Below are 13,205 nucleotides of genomic sequence, written 5' to 3'. Positions count from 1 at the left end.
CGCGCCAGCTTTTCCCCCGCTGGCAGCATGCGAATGATGTTCGACTACTCATAGTATCGGGCAAGCCACTGAGCGCGCCATGCTTGCCGCGCCGGTGCGACCCGGACCATGGGGGTCGCATGAACGAACCCGACGTCGCCGTCGACGAAGCCTTACCCGCTCCCCGGCCGATGCCGCACGGGCTCGATCCCGACGGCCTGACGGTCGGCGTCGAAGAGGAGTTTCTCCTGGTCAACGCGAGGACCAGGCGGGTGGCCAGCCAGGCGCCCTCGGTGCTCGCCGCGGCCGCCGACCGGTTGCCCGGGCTACGCCCGGAGCTCACCCGCTTCCAGCTCGAGGTGGCCACCGCGACCTGCCGCACCGCCGAGGAACTGCACCGGCAGCTTCGCACCGCGCGGGGCACGCTGACCGCGGTGGCCCGGGAGCACGGCCTGCGACTGGCGGCCACCGGCAGCCCGGTGCTCGGCCGGGTGACACCGCCGCCGCTCACCGACCACCCCAGGTATGAGGCGCTGATCGGCCAGTACGGGGCGCTCGCCGACGCGCTCAGCCTGTGCGGCTACCACGTGCACGTCGGCATGCCGGGGCGGGAGTACGCCGTGCAGGTGAGCAACCACCTGCGGCCCTGGCTGCCGGTGCTGCTGGCGATCAGCGCCAACTCACCGTTCTGGGACGAGCGGGATACCGGCCACGCGAGCTGGCGTTACCTGCTGTGGAGCCGGTGGCCCAGCGCGGGCCCGCCGCCGCGGTTCGCCTCGCCCGCGCACTACGACTCGGCCGTGCGCACCCTGCTGCACACCGGCGCGGCGCTGGACGCGGGCATGACGTACTGGGACATCCGGCTGTCCGCGGTGCACCCGACGATCGAGGTGCGGGTGTGCGACGCGCCGGCCACGGTCGACGAGGCGCTGCTGCTCGCCCTGCTCACCCGGGCGTTGGTGGCCACCGCGCTGGCCGCCACGGAACCGGCGCCGGCGATCCCGCAGCACGCCCTGCGCGCCGCGCTGTGGCGCTCGGCCCGGGACGGCCTGGAGGGCATGGGGGTGGACGCGGTTGAGCGCGAGGTGCTGCCGATGCGGGAGCTGACGCAGCGGCTGGTCGAGCATGCCCGCCCGGCGCTGGAGGCCACCGGTGACCTCGCGGTGTGCACCGAACTGCTGGACGCGGTGCTGCGCCGCAACTCCGGCGCGGCCCGCCAGCGCCGCGCGTTCTGCCGCCGGCAGCGGCTCACCGACGTGGTGGACCTGCTCACCGCCCAGACCGCCGGTGCCACCGCGCTGACCTAGCTAGCGCGCCGCAGCCCAGGTGACCACGAGCAGACCGCGATTCAGCGGTCCAGCGTGCCCTCCTTCGCCGCAGCCACCAGCGCACGCACGTCGACGCCGTACAGGACGGGGCCCGAGGGATTCTTCGAGTCCCGCACCGCGTCCAGCGTGCCACTCACCTGGACGCAGCCGTTCTGCCCGTCGGACCGGCTGGACTTGCGCCAGCGGTTCATGTCGCCGCCTCCTCGATCAGTGTGGCGATGAGGGCCGCCGACTCGTCCGGCCCCAAGGCCAACTCGCCGAGCCATGCCATGGCCTTCCGGTACGCCGCGACGTCGTGCTCGGTGGGAATGAACGCCCCGGACGAATGGTGTTCGAGATAGAGCACGGGCGGCGCGTCGGGAAAGTCGAAAAGCATAAACGGTCCCATCAATCCGGGGTGCCAGCCCACGTGCCTCGGCACCACCCGCAGCGTGACGTTGGGCCGGGTGGCCATGGCGAGCAGGTGGTTCAGTTGGTCCACCATGACCGCGGGCGGGCCGATCGGTTCGCGGAGCGCCCACTCCCCGATCAGCGCGGTGAAGCGCACCGGGGCGATACGCCGGGAGATCACCTCGCTGCGGCTCGCCTTGAGCATGACCCGCAGCTCGACGTCCGACGCGGACAATCGCCCGCCGTTCTGCTGGATCACCCGCACGTAGTCGACGGTCTGCAACAGTCCGGGAATCAACAGCGGCGACCATGCAGTGATCGCCGAGGCCGTCCGCTCGCACTCGACCACGCCAGCGAGTTGCTGCGGGATGCCGTTGACTCCCACGGTCAGCCAGTTCGGCTCGTTTACGTTGCGGGCCAGGCCGAGAATGCGTTCCCGTTCGTCGCGAGGCGTGCCGATCACGGCGAGGATCATCGCCACGGCTTCGAGCCTGGGCACTCGGTGACCCGATTCCCATTGGGAGATCTGCACGTGGCCCAGCGAAAGCCTCCGAGCGAGTTCCCGGACGCCGAACCCGCTGGCCTTGCGCGCCTCGCGCAGCGCGGCGGATAACGCCCTGGCCCGTGGCGTTCCTGGGGTAGCGGCCATGTCACTCATCCTCCCGGGCACGTAGCACCTGACTGGGGCACTGGTGGAGCGGAAGCGCTACCAGATCTGCTGGCAGCCGATGAGGAGTTCCGCGAACCACCGACACCCCGGAAGGACGCTGCATGGCGGGTGATCAGAGTATGGCAGAGCCGCCGGACGGATGGCCTCTTGATCCGTACGCGGCGGTGCGCGAGTACCCGGTGCTGGAACCGCTGCTGGCGATGTGCGAGCGGGTGGACACCGGATGGCGGTTCGTGCACAAACGGAATTGCCAGGGCGAGGTGGTGGCCGTCCAGGGGGTGCGCGTCTGGCCGGACCGCTACCTGGACGTCGTGCGCATCCTGTCGCACACCAGCGTGGTGGTCGCCCGTGCCTGGCTGACCGGTCCCCGCGCCGGTGACTTCGTCCTCAAGCACCAGGGCCCGCCCGGTGTCGTGATCCCGCTACTGCTGTCCCTGCCCGAACCGGAGGCGTGAACGCGTGACCCAGCACGACCAACGAGCGGCACCCGATCGGTCACCCGCCACCGGGGTGCGCGCGGCGTGCCGGTACTGCCGGGGCTCCGGATGGGCCGGCATCGGCCGCACGCCAGCCGGCGGCGAAAGGCAGCAGGTCTGCGGCTGCCGCTGGTGACTCCCGTCGGCGCCGGGGGAACGCTCAGTGTTTCCTACCGAGCGTGGGCAGCCCACCCGAGACCGTCCGCACCGAGACCCGGGAGGCGACACGCTCCGCCCGTTCCTGCTCGATCAACTGCCGCCACTGGCGGCGCTGCTTGCGTTGCCGCTTGGCCTCCTGCAGAAAGGCCTGACGCTGGAGCTGTGTCTTGGCGTTACCTCTTCGGGCCATCGGCGGACCTGCCCCCATGGTCGGTCCCACGGACGCCGTTCACCCGCGGGATGATCAACGACGACGACCGGCTGTGATCGTCGCCACGTTCTTGCCTGGGATTCGCCCGCGACGACGCATTCGTTACGGTTCCCCGCCGTCACCCCGCCACGCCTGCCATGCCTACCCGAGGCGTAGCGCGGCCACCCTCTCCGCCGACCACGCCCCGCGGCTACCTTCGACGCTGATCAAGCCCAGCGACATGAGCCCGGGGCTATCCGAGTTGCCGGGCGGCCTCGTCGGCGGCCTCGCGGCTGCGTGGAATGCCGATCTCCTCGGCCGGGCGGACACGGTCGAACCCGATGCGCAGATGCCGTGGGCCGCGGAGCACGGGGTTGGGCCGGTACGGCGGCGGGTCGGCGAGCAGGCGGGGGTTCTCCAGCCGGAGTGCCAGCTCGGTGAGCGCGAGCTGCGTCTCCAGCCGCGCGAGCGGTGCGCCGAAGCAGTGGTGGACACCGCCGCCGAAGCCGAGGTGCTGGCTTTCCCGCGCGTCGACGTCGATGCGTTCGAGATCGTGCCGGTCGGGATCGAACCGGTCCGGATCGGGCACGTGGTGGGGATCGCGGCTGCCGGAGGCGACGGCCAGGTGGATCGTGGCGTCGGCGGGGATCGTCGTGCCGGCGATGTCGACGTCGTCCAGGGCAACCCGAAGCAGGAAGTGGACCGGTGGTTCGTAGCGGAGAAGTTCCTCGACCGTGCGGATGACGAATTCGGGTTCCCGGCGGACCCGGTCGAGCATGTCCGGGTGCCGCAGCAGGGTGAGCATCCCGTTGGTGATGAGGTTGACGGTGGTCTCGTGCCCGGCGATCAGCAGCAGGGCGGCGTTGGCCGTCAACTCGGCGCGTGACATGCCTTCCCGGGTCGAGGCGTCGGCGACGATCGCCGAGAGCAGATCCTCGCCGACGACCGCGCGGTGGGCGTCGATCAGGATGGCGAAGTACTCGCCCATCTCGGCCAGTGCGTCCGTGGCCTTGCGCCGTGCCTGTTCCGGTGTGTGAGCTGGGGGGCCGAGGCCGTCGATCACGGCGTCGGCCCAGGCGTGGAACCGGGGCTCGTCCTCCAGCGGTACGCCGAGCAGCCGGCAGATCGCGGTCACCGGCAGCGGGTAGGAGAAGTCGTCCACGAGATCGATCTCGGTCCTGCCGGTGAAACCGTCGATCAATCCGGTGACGATCTCCAGCAGATCCGGTTCCATGCGGTCGATCCGGTCGGGCGTCTCCGGCGGGCCGTAGTGCCGATCGAGTATTCGCCGAATGCGGTCGTGCTCCGGCGGGTCCTGGTGGATGAAGCCGCCCAGGCCCACGTTCCGCGAACTGAGCCGCGGGTCGTGCAGCAGGGCGACGATGTCCCGGTACCGGCTGACCACGTAGCTGCCGTCGGCCTCCCGCCATACCGGCTTCTCACGCAACTCCCGGTAAAGCGGATAAGGATCGGCCCGGTTGGCGTAGTCCAGGACGCGCTCGAAAACGCTGGCCGCTGCCATTGACGGCTCCCTTCCCGTTGGTCAGCCGCCATGCAGCAGCACGGCGCGGCGCTCGCTGGGCTCGTGGCCGGTGAGCGCGACCGTGGCGTGGATGGGCGGCGCCTCCCGTATCTCGGCGGGTACCGGCTGCCGGGTCGGCGGTTCGTCGACGGTGCGCAGCCGCGGCGGGAACGGCGCGGCCCGCTCGATCAGCCGGCCGTAGAACTCCAGCCACATGCCGTGGTCGAAGGTGACCGCGGCGGTGATCCGCCCGTGGCGGCCGTACGCGGCCACGAACCGGCGGTCCGCCGTCGAGCCCTGCGTGACCACGATCTCGTCGGCGAACGTGGGCACCCCGATCGACTTGATCTCGGTGCCGAACTGGGTGGACCAGAACACCGGCAGGGTGAGGTGCGGCCAGCGGTCCGGCGCGAGGCTGATCATGTTGTGCGCCGCGATCCCGGCCTGGTCCACCGCGTTGCCCCAGTGCTCCAGGGCCATCAGTTGGTAGTCGTAGACCGGGTGCGGGAACCGCGCCACGTCACCTGCGACGAAGATGTCGTCGGTGACCAGGCCGTTGACGTCGAACGCGCGGCAGCCGGAGTCGCAGGCCACGCCCCACCGCCCGGCGGCCAGGCCGGACCCCTCCAGCCACTCGACGTTGCGCCTGGACCCCAGGGCGGCGACGGCCACGTCGACGTCGAGCGTGCTGCCGTCCGACAGCCGCGCCCGGCGGAGGTGACCGTGCGCGTCGCCTTCCAGCGCGTGCACCGACGTCTCGCAGCGGAGGTCAACGCCGGCGTCCCGGTGCATCTCGGCCGCGATCCGGCCGATGGCGGCGCCCAGCGCGCCGGCCAGGGGCGCTGGCCCCCGGTCCACCACCGTGACGGGGAGGCCCAGCTCACGGCAGACGGAGGCGACCTCGGAGCCGATGAACCCGGCCCCGATCACCAGCACGTGTCCCGGGGTGGCGGCCAGCCGCTCCCGCAGGCCGACGGCGTCGTCCCGGTCGCGCACGGTGTACACCCCGTCCAGTGCCGCCTCGTCCCGGTTCGGCCAGGGCTGGGCGCGCACGCCGGTGGCGATCAGCAGCCGGTCGAAGGGGACCCGCTCGCCGTCGGCGAGCAGCACCCGCTTGTCGCGCCGGTCGAGCCCGACCGCCGGCTGGCCCAGCCGCCAGTCCGCGTCGAGCGCGCGGCCACGCGGCAGCGCCGTCCGCTGCGCCGGTACCCATCCCTCCAGCGCCTGCTTGGACAGCGGTACCCGGTCGTACGGTTCGTAGGGCTCGTCGCCGATCATCGTCAGCGACCCGGCGAAGCCCTCCCGGCGGAGGGCGTACGCGGCGCGCAGGCCGGCCAGTGACGCGCCGACGATGACGATCCGCTCAACCCCGTCGGGCGCTGCGGCGGCCGGCGGCGTGGCCACGACGGGCCCGCGCGCCCGATGTTCCAGTACGATCGCCCGCACCGGGCAGGCCGCCGCCGCCCGGAGCACCTTTCGTCGCTGGTCGTCGCCGGGGTTGGGGTCGTAGGTCAACCCCTCGTTGCCGCGCATCCGGAAGACGCCCGGCGCGGCGAAGGCGCACTGCCCGTACCCCTGGCACCGGTTGAGGTCGACGACCAGCCGCATGCCCCGACGCTAGGGCGGCGGGTCATGCGGTTACCTCACCCGGCGGGGGTGAAGTCGTCGCCGGATCAGACCGTGAAGCCGAGGGCACGGAGTTGTTCGCGGCCCTCCTCGGTGATCCGTTCCGGACCCCACGGCGGCATCCACACCCAGTTGATCCGGAAGTCCTTGACCAGCGCCCCGCTCGGGCCGCTGGTCAGCACGGACCGGGTCTGGTCCTCGATCACGTCGGTGAGCGGGCAGGCCGCGGAGGTCAGCGTCATGTCCAGGGTGGCCACGTTGTCCTCGCCCACCCGGATGTCGTAGACCAGCCCGAGGTCGACCACGTTGATGCCCAGTTCGGGGTCGACCACGTCACGCATCGCCTCCTCGATGTCCTCGATGGAGGCCACGTCGGCGTTCGGCGTGGGCGGCGGCTCGGGCATGCCCTCGGCGCCGCGCCGCACCTGCTCGGTCTCGGCCGCGGAGAACTCCGTCATCGCGTTCCCACCTCGTCGCTGTGCGCTGCGGCGGCCCCGTCGCCCTCGGCGCCGCCGGCCGTGTCGGTCACGCGCGCCACCGCGTCCTTGAACGCCATCCAGCCCAGCAGCGCGCACTTCACCCGCATCGGGTACTTTGCCACGCCCGCGAAGGCGATGCCGTCCTCCAGCACGTCCTCGTCCGGCTCGACCTGGCCACGGCCATGCAGAAGTTCCACGAAGGCGTCCATGGTCGCAAACGCCTCGCCCACCGTGCGGCCGACGACGAGGTCGGTGAGCACCGACGTGGCGGCCTGGCTGATCGAGCAGCCCTGGCCCTCGTAGGAGACGTCGGACACCTTGGCGTCCCGGCCGCCGCCGTCCAGGTGCACCCGCAGCGTGACCTCGTCCCCGCAGGTCGGGTTGACCTGGTAGGACTCGGCGTCGTACGGGTCACGCAGGCCGCGCCGACGCGGGTTCTTGTAGTGGTCCAGGATGATCTCCTGGTACATCTGCTCCAGCTGCACGGCCACCTCCCCCTCTAGGCAACGCCGAAGAACCGCTGGGATTCCCGGATTCCGTCCAGCAGCGCGGTGATGTCGTCCAGGTCGTTGTAGAGGTAGGGGGTGGAGCGCACCGTGGCGGGGATGCCGAACCGCCGGTGTAGCGGCCACGCGCAGTGGTGCCCGACCCGCACCTCGACGCCCAGGCTGTCCAGGACCTGGCCGACGTCGTGCGCGTGCACCCCGTCCACCACGAAGGACACGGCGCCGCTGCGGTCCACCGCCTCGGTCGGCCCGATCACCCGGACCCCGGGGATCTCGGCCAGGCCGTTGAGGGTGGCCTCGGCGAGCTGGTGGCCGTGCGCGGCGACCTTGTCCATGCCGACCGCGGTGAGGTAGTCGACGGCCGCGCCGAGCCCGACCGCCTGCGAGGTCATCGGCACGCCGGCCTCGAAGCGCTGCGGCGGCGGGGCGAAGGTGGAGCCCTCCATCCGGACCACCTCGATCATGGATCCGCCGGTGATGAACGGGGGCAGCGCCTCCAGCAGTTCGCGGCGGCCGTAGAGCACGCCGATGCCCGACGGGCCGAGCATCTTGTGCCCGCTGAACGCGGCGAAGTCCACGCCGAGTTCGCGGAAGTCGACGGGGAAGTGCGGCACGGACTGGCAGGCGTCCAGCACGGTCAGCGCGCCCACCTGGTGCGCCCGGCGCACGATCGGCTCCACCGGGTTCACCGTGCCCAGCACGTTGGACTGGTGCACGAAGGCGACCACCTTGGTGCGGTCGGTGACCACCTCGTCCAGGTTGGACAGGTCCAGCCGGCCGTCCTCGGTCACCCCGAGCCAGCGCAGCGTGGCGCCGGTGCGCTGGCAGAGCTGCTGCCAGGGCACCAGATTGGCGTGGTGTTCCATCTCGGTCACCACGACCTCGTCGCCGGGGCCGACGCGGAACCGCTCCGCGGGCGCGTCCGGCGAGCCGGTCGCGTTGCTCATCCCGTAGGCGACGAGGTTGATGCCCTCGGTGGCGTTCTTGGTGAACACCACCTCGCCCGCGTCGACCCCGAGGAACCCGGCGATCCTGGCGCGGGCGCCCTCGTAGGCGTCGGTGGCCTCCTCGGCGAGCTGGTGGGCGCCCCGGTGCACCGCGGCGTTGGCGGTCTCCAGGAACGCGCGTTCGGCGTCCAGCACCTGCCGCGGCCGCTGCGAGGTGGCCCCGGAGTCCAGGTAGACCAGGCGCCGGCCGTCGCGCACGGTCCGGCCAAGGATCGGGAAGTCCTTGCGGATCGCCGCGACGTCCAGCGGTGCGGCAACTGCTGTCACGTGACGCCGCCTCCCTTCGGTGGCAAAGCTCTCTGTCCGGGTCAACGTCAGCCGACGCTCGCGGCTTCCTGCTGGCCCGTGAAACGCACGTAGCCCTCCTCCTCCAGCCGCTCGGCCAGCTCCGCGCCGCCGGACTCGACGATCCGGCCGTCGGCGAACACGTGCACCAAGTCCGCAGCGATGTGGCGGAGGATCCGGGTGTAGTGGGTGATCAGCATGATCCCCACGTCGGAGGACGCCTTGTACCGGTTGACGCCGTCGGAGACCACCCGCAGCGCGTCCACGTCCAGCCCGGAGTCGGTCTCGTCCAGGATGGCGATCTTCGGCTTGAGCAGCGCCATCTGCAGGATCTCGTGGCGCTTCTTCTCGCCGCCGGAGAAGCCCTCGTTGACGTTGCGCTCGGCGAACGCCGGGTCGATGCCCAGGTCGGTCATGGCCTGCTTGACTTCCTTGACCCAGTGCCGAAGCTGCGGCGGCTCACCGCGCACCGCAGTGGCCGCGCTGCGCAGGAAGTTCGACATCGACACGCCCGGCACCTCGACCGGGTACTGCATGGCCAGGAACAGGCCGGCGCGGGCGCGCTCGTCAACGCTCATCGCCAGCACGTCCTCGCCGTCCAGGGTCACCGAGCCGGAGGTCACCTGGTACTTCGGGTGCCCGGCGATGGCGTAGGACAGGGTCGACTTGCCCGATCCGTTCGGACCCATGATCGCGTGGATCTCGCCTGAGCGGATGGTCAGGTCGACGCCCTTGAGGATCTCCTTGGTGGTGTCCTCGGCGGCGACCGAGACGTGCAGGTCCTTGATCTCCAGGGTGGCCATCGGTCCTTCGTTTCTCCAGCGGGTGGCTAGTTCTTCGTCAGGGTGGGAACGGGGTCGATGAGGCCGGTCATGCTCCCACCGCCTCGAGTTCGGCCTCGATCGCCGCCTCCAGCCGCTCCCGGATGTCCGGGACGGTGATCTTCTGCAGCACCTCGTGGAAGAAGCCGCGGACCACCAGCCGCCGCGCCTGGTCCTCGGGAATGCCCCGGGACTGCAGGTAGAACAGCTGCTCGTCGTCGAACCGGCCGGTCGCGCTGGCGTGCCCGGCGCCGGCGATCTCCCCGGTCTCGATCTCCAGGTTGGGCACCGAGTCGGCGCGCGCCCCGTCGGAGAGCACCAGGTTGCGGTTCAGCTCGAAGGTGTCCGTGCCCTCGGCCGCGGCCCGGATCAGCACGTCGCCGATCCACACGGTGTGCGCGCCGTCGCCCTGCAGCGCGCCCTTGTAGGCCACGTTGCTGCGGCAGTTCGGCACCGCGTGGTCCACGAACAGCCGGTGCTCCAGATGCTGGCCGGCGTCGGCGAAGTACACGCCGAGCAGCTCGGCGTCCCCGCCGCGGTCGGTGAAGGTGACCGTGGGGCTGACCCGGACGAGCTCGCCGCCGAGGGTGATCACGGTGTGCCGCAGCACGGCGTCCTTGGCCAGCTTCGCGTGGTGCGCGGAGACGTGCACCGCGTCGTCCGCCCAGTCGTGGATGGTCACCACGGTGAGCTGGGCGCCCTCCGCCACGACGAACTCGACGTTGTCCGCGAGGGTGCCGGAACCTCGGCAGTCGAGCACCGCGACCGCCTCGGCGAACCGCTCCGCGCGCAACTGCACGTGCCCGTAGGCGATCTTGCCCGCGCCGGGCCCGGTCACGGTCACCGTGACCGGCTCGGCGGGCTTGGTCTCCTTCGGCACGGTGACCAGCGTCGCCTTGGGGAAGGACTGCCAGGCCCGCGCGGCCACCCGGTCGCCCGGTGTGCCGGCCACGCCGAGCCGTTCGTCATCCCGGGTGACCTGCTCCACCAGCACGTCGGCCGCGCCGGACACCTCGACGTCGACCTCGCCGGTCGCCTCCGCCGACTCGTGCAGGCCGCGCAGCCGGCGCAGCGGGGTGAACCGCCAGTTCTCCTCGCGGCCGCGCGGCACCTCGAAGGCGTCGGCCTCGAAGGACGCGAACCGCTCGCCCCGGGAGGACTCGGGGATCACCCGACCGCCTGCGTGCGAGTGCTCCCCGAGCCCGTGCTGAGCCGGCTTCTCCGTGGTCGTCATCTCAGCCGACGGCCCCTTCCATCTGCAGCTCGATCAGCCGGTTCAGCTCCAGCGCGTACTCCATGGGCAGCTCGCGGGCGATTGGCTCGACGAACCCGCGCACCACCATGGCCATCGCCTCGTCCTCGGTCAGGCCGCGGGACATCAGGTAGAAGAGCTGGTCCTCGCTGACCTTGGAGACCGTGGCCTCGTGGCCCATGGCCACGTCGTCCTCGCGGATGTCCACGTACGGGTAGGTGTCGCTGCGGCTGACCGTGTCCACCAGCAGCGCGTCGCACTTCACCGTGGACTTCGAGTGGTGGGAGCCCTTGTTCACCCGCACCAGGCCGCGGTAGGAGGTGCGGCCGCCGCCGCGGGCCACCGACTTGGACACGATGGTGGACGACGTGTGCGGCGCCAGGTGCACCATCTTCGCCCCGGCGTCCTGGTGCTGGCCCTCGCCGGCGAACGCCACGGACAGCACCTCGCCCTTGGCGTGCTCGCCCATCAGGAACACCGACGGGTACTTCATGGTCACCTTGGAGCCGAGGTTGCCGTCGATCCACTCCATGGTCGCGCCCTCTTCCGCCTTGGCGCGCTTGGTGACCAGGTTGTAGACGTTGTTCGACCAGTTCTGGATGGTCGTATACCGGCAGCGGGCGTTCTTCTTGACGACGATCTCGACCACCGCCGAGTGCAGCGAGTCCGACTTGTAGATCGGCGCCGTGCAGCCCTCGACGTAGTGCACGTAGGCACCCTCGTCGACGATGATCAGCGTCCGCTCGAACTGGCCCATGTTCTCGGTGTTGATCCGGAAGTAGGCCTGCAGCGGGATGTCCACGTGCACGCCCTTCGGCACGTAGATGAACGAGCCGCCGGACCACACCGCGGTGTTCAGCGCGGAGAACTTGTTGTCGCCGGCCGGGATGACGGAGCCGAAGTACTCCTCGAACAGTTCCGGGTGCTCGCGCAGGCCGGTGTCGGTGTCCAGGAAGATCACGCCCTGGGACTCCAGGTCCTCGCGGATCTTGTGGTACACGACCTCGGACTCGTACTGCGCGGCCACGCCGGCGATCAGCCGCTGCTTCTCCGCCTCGGGGATGCCCAGCTTGTCGTAGGTGTTCCTGATGTCAGCGGGCAGGTCGTCCCAGGTCGCCGCCTGCTTCTCGGTGGAGCGCACGAAGTACTTGATCTGGTCGAAGTCGATCCCCGACAGGTCGGCACCCCAGGTGGGCATGGGCTTGCGCTGGAACAGCCGGAGCGCCTTGAGCCGCGCCTCCAGCATCCACTCGGGCTCGCCCTTCTTCGCCGAGATGTCGCGGACGACGTCCTCGTCCAGGCCGCGGCGGGCCGAGGCGCCCGCGGTGTCCGGGTCGGCCCAGCCGTACTCGTAGCGACCGAGTGTGGCCAGGGCCTCCTCCTGGGACAGCGGCTCCTGCCCCGTCGTGGGTGTGCGCTGCTCCGCAGCGGCAGTCATGCGGATTCCCCTCCCTGCTGATGGCTTGGTCCCGCGAGCGGGTCGCGGTGCTGACGGCTCGATCCGGCAAGCGGATCTCGCGGTCGCTGGCTCGATCCCGCGAGCGGGCCTCGCGCTGGGATCCGTGCGGTGTTGGTGGTTTCTCCCGGGCCCTCCGGCCGGCTTGCCGGGGCGTCCGGGGTTGCTTGCTGGTTCTGCTCCCCGCCGGGCGCCGGCGGGGTGGCGCCGGTGGAGGCACCGGCACCGGTGGGGTCGTCCGACCGCGGCGCGAGCGGCACGTGCGTGGTGCACGCCGCGTCACCGCGGGCGATCGTTGCCAGGCGCTGCACGTGGGTGCCGAGCAGTTCCGCGAACGCCGCCGTCTCGGTCTCGCAGAGCTGCGGGAACTCCGCGGCGACGTGCGCGACCGGGCAGTGGTGCTGGCACAGCTGCTCACCCGCCCCCACCCGGCGGGTCGACGCAGCGTAACCCTCGCGGGTCAGCGCGGCGGCGAGGGCCTGGGCGCGGTCCGCCGGACCCCGCCGGGCCATCACCGCGGCCCGGTGCCGGTCCACCAGCAGGCCGACCCGGCGCTCAGCGAACGCCCGCACCGCCTCGTCCCCGCCCTGCTCGGCGAGGAACCGCAGCGCCGCCACGGCGAGGTCGTCGTAGGCGTGGCCGAACCGGGCCCGGCCCGCCTCGGTGAGCATGAACAGCTTGGCCGGGCGGCCCCGGCCCCGCCGTCCCCGGCGCGGCGCGTCCCGGGTGCACACCTCGCCGTCCACCACGAGCGCGTCGAGGTGGCGGCGTACCGCCGTCGGGCTGAGGCCGAGCGCCTCGGCCACCACGGTGGCGGTCACCGGCCCCCGCTCCAGCAGCAGCCGGGCCACGCCGTGCCGGGTCCGGCCGTCGGCGTGCTGCGTCGACGCCTCGTGCCCGCCGGTGCGGGCGGAGGCGTCCACGAGCTGCGGACCGGTCCCGGCGTTTTTCACAACACAAGTGTTGCCTATTTCCCCGGATGCGGCAAAGGTGGGGCCGCCTGTGGTGATCGGGCTCACGTTCGGTCGCCCGTTCGGCGGGCGGTGCCCACCGCGAGTC

14 protein-coding genes are annotated in these 13,205 nt (G+C 71.4%); 2 read left to right on the top strand and 12 right to left on the bottom strand.

The window, feature by feature from the left end; translation table 11 throughout:
• The first annotated feature begins 119 nt into the window (after window positions 1-119).
• Window positions 120-1,286 (top strand): carboxylate-amine ligase, encoded by a 1,167-nt coding sequence (locus FFT21_RS02850; protein WP_137812139.1) that lies wholly within the window; start codon window positions 120-122, stop codon window positions 1,284-1,286.
• Between the two features lie 41 nt (window positions 1,287-1,327).
• Here FFT21_RS02850 and FFT21_RS02845 read toward each other — a convergent pair whose 3' ends face one another.
• On the bottom strand, window positions 1,328-1,498 hold the full coding sequence (locus FFT21_RS02845; RefSeq protein WP_137812138.1) for a DUF397 domain-containing protein: 171 nt from the start codon (window positions 1,496-1,498) through the stop codon (window positions 1,328-1,330).
• Entirely contained in the window at window positions 1,495-2,346 is an 852-nt protein-coding gene (locus FFT21_RS02840; RefSeq protein ID WP_137812137.1) for a helix-turn-helix domain-containing protein, read from the bottom strand. The genes FFT21_RS02845 and FFT21_RS02840 overlap by 4 nt, the downstream gene beginning before the upstream one ends.
• Before the next feature lie 140 nt (window positions 2,347-2,486).
• On the opposite strand from FFT21_RS02840, the gene FFT21_RS02835 reads away from it, so the two are divergent.
• On the top strand, window positions 2,487-2,822 hold the full coding sequence (locus FFT21_RS02835; RefSeq protein WP_137812136.1) for a hypothetical protein: 336 nt from the start codon (window positions 2,487-2,489) through the stop codon (window positions 2,820-2,822).
• 181 nt (window positions 2,823-3,003) lie between these two features.
• On the opposite strand, the gene FFT21_RS02830 is transcribed toward FFT21_RS02835, so the two are convergent.
• From FFT21_RS02830 to FFT21_RS02785, 10 genes are all read right to left on the bottom strand, one after another.
• Entirely contained in the window at window positions 3,004-3,192 is a 189-nt protein-coding gene (locus tag FFT21_RS02830) for a hypothetical protein (protein ID WP_137812135.1), read from the bottom strand.
• A 253-nt stretch (window positions 3,193-3,445) separates the two neighbouring features.
• A complete protein-coding gene (locus FFT21_RS02825) occupies window positions 3,446-4,714 on the bottom strand; it encodes a cytochrome P450 (RefSeq protein ID WP_137812134.1) in 1,269 nt (422 codons plus the stop codon).
• A gap of 21 nt (window positions 4,715-4,735) precedes the next feature.
• The gene (locus FFT21_RS02820) at window positions 4,736-6,322 is read right to left on the bottom strand and encodes an FAD-dependent oxidoreductase (protein ID WP_137812133.1); all 1,587 of its coding nucleotides are present in this window, start codon (window positions 6,320-6,322) and stop codon (window positions 4,736-4,738) included.
• A gap of 65 nt (window positions 6,323-6,387) precedes the next feature.
• Window positions 6,388-6,744 carry a metal-sulfur cluster assembly factor gene (locus FFT21_RS02815; protein WP_371856708.1) on the bottom strand — a complete coding sequence of 119 codons (357 nt, stop codon included), beginning with the start codon at window positions 6,742-6,744 and terminating at the stop codon, window positions 6,388-6,390.
• Window positions 6,745-6,794: 50 nt separating this feature from the next.
• Window positions 6,795-7,304 carry a Fe-S cluster assembly sulfur transfer protein SufU gene (gene sufU, locus FFT21_RS02810; protein WP_137812131.1) on the bottom strand — a complete coding sequence of 170 codons (510 nt, stop codon included), beginning with the start codon at window positions 7,302-7,304 and terminating at the stop codon, window positions 6,795-6,797.
• A 14-nt stretch (window positions 7,305-7,318) separates the two neighbouring features.
• Complete coding sequence (locus tag FFT21_RS02805) at window positions 7,319-8,599, bottom strand: cysteine desulfurase (protein ID WP_137812130.1); 1,281 nt, start codon at window positions 8,597-8,599, stop codon at window positions 7,319-7,321.
• A gap of 47 nt (window positions 8,600-8,646) precedes the next feature.
• Window positions 8,647-9,420 carry a Fe-S cluster assembly ATPase SufC gene (gene sufC, locus FFT21_RS02800; RefSeq protein ID WP_137812129.1) on the bottom strand — a complete coding sequence of 258 codons (774 nt, stop codon included), beginning with the start codon at window positions 9,418-9,420 and terminating at the stop codon, window positions 8,647-8,649.
• A gap of 67 nt (window positions 9,421-9,487) precedes the next feature.
• Window positions 9,488-10,672 carry a Fe-S cluster assembly protein SufD gene (gene sufD / locus FFT21_RS02795; protein ID WP_137812128.1) on the bottom strand — a complete coding sequence of 395 codons (1,185 nt, stop codon included), beginning with the start codon at window positions 10,670-10,672 and terminating at the stop codon, window positions 9,488-9,490.
• Between the two features lies 1 nt (window position 10,673).
• The gene (sufB, locus tag FFT21_RS02790; RefSeq protein ID WP_137812127.1) at window positions 10,674-12,128 is read right to left on the bottom strand and encodes a Fe-S cluster assembly protein SufB; all 1,455 of its coding nucleotides are present in this window, start codon (window positions 12,126-12,128) and stop codon (window positions 10,674-10,676) included.
• On the bottom strand, window positions 12,125-13,099 hold the full coding sequence (locus FFT21_RS02785; protein WP_371856701.1) for a helix-turn-helix transcriptional regulator: 975 nt from the start codon (window positions 13,097-13,099) through the stop codon (window positions 12,125-12,127). Before FFT21_RS02785 ends, sufB begins: the two co-directional genes overlap by 4 nt.
• Window positions 13,100-13,205 lie beyond the last annotated feature (106 nt).

The organism is Gandjariella thermophila, assembly GCF_005405885.1.
Lineage (GTDB): Bacteria > Actinomycetota > Actinomycetes > Mycobacteriales > Pseudonocardiaceae > Gandjariella > Gandjariella thermophila.
The sequence above is the reverse complement of the archived record's forward strand: the minus strand, read 5'-3'. Positions and strand labels throughout refer to the sequence as shown.

What these genes read in the sequence shown, in the direction of transcription:
- sufD (WP_137812128.1), bottom strand. Translation starts at nt 10,672, where the DNA reads ATGACGACCACGGAGAAGCCGGCTCAGCACGGGCTCGGGGAGCACTCG.
- FFT21_RS02835 (WP_137812136.1), top strand. Translation starts at nt 2,487, where the DNA reads ATGGCAGAGCCGCCGGACGGATGGCCTCTTGATCCGTACGCGGCGGTG.
- FFT21_RS02845 (WP_137812138.1), bottom strand. Translation starts at nt 1,498, where the DNA reads ATGAACCGCTGGCGCAAGTCCAGCCGGTCCGACGGGCAGAACGGCTGC.
- FFT21_RS02830 (WP_137812135.1), bottom strand. Translation starts at nt 3,192, where the DNA reads ATGGCCCGAAGAGGTAACGCCAAGACACAGCTCCAGCGTCAGGCCTTT.
- FFT21_RS02825 (WP_137812134.1), bottom strand. Translation starts at nt 4,714, where the DNA reads ATGGCAGCGGCCAGCGTTTTCGAGCGCGTCCTGGACTACGCCAACCGG.
- FFT21_RS02850 (WP_137812139.1), top strand. Translation starts at nt 120, where the DNA reads ATGAACGAACCCGACGTCGCCGTCGACGAAGCCTTACCCGCTCCCCGG.
- sufC (WP_137812129.1), bottom strand. Translation starts at nt 9,420, where the DNA reads ATGGCCACCCTGGAGATCAAGGACCTGCACGTCTCGGTCGCCGCCGAG.
- FFT21_RS02820 (WP_137812133.1), bottom strand. Translation starts at nt 6,322, where the DNA reads ATGCGGCTGGTCGTCGACCTCAACCGGTGCCAGGGGTACGGGCAGTGC.
- FFT21_RS02815 (WP_371856708.1), bottom strand. Translation starts at nt 6,744, where the DNA reads ATGCCCGAGCCGCCGCCCACGCCGAACGCCGACGTGGCCTCCATCGAG.
- FFT21_RS02840 (WP_137812137.1), bottom strand. Translation starts at nt 2,346, where the DNA reads ATGGCCGCTACCCCAGGAACGCCACGGGCCAGGGCGTTATCCGCCGCG.
- sufB (WP_137812127.1), bottom strand. Translation starts at nt 12,128, where the DNA reads ATGACTGCCGCTGCGGAGCAGCGCACACCCACGACGGGGCAGGAGCCG.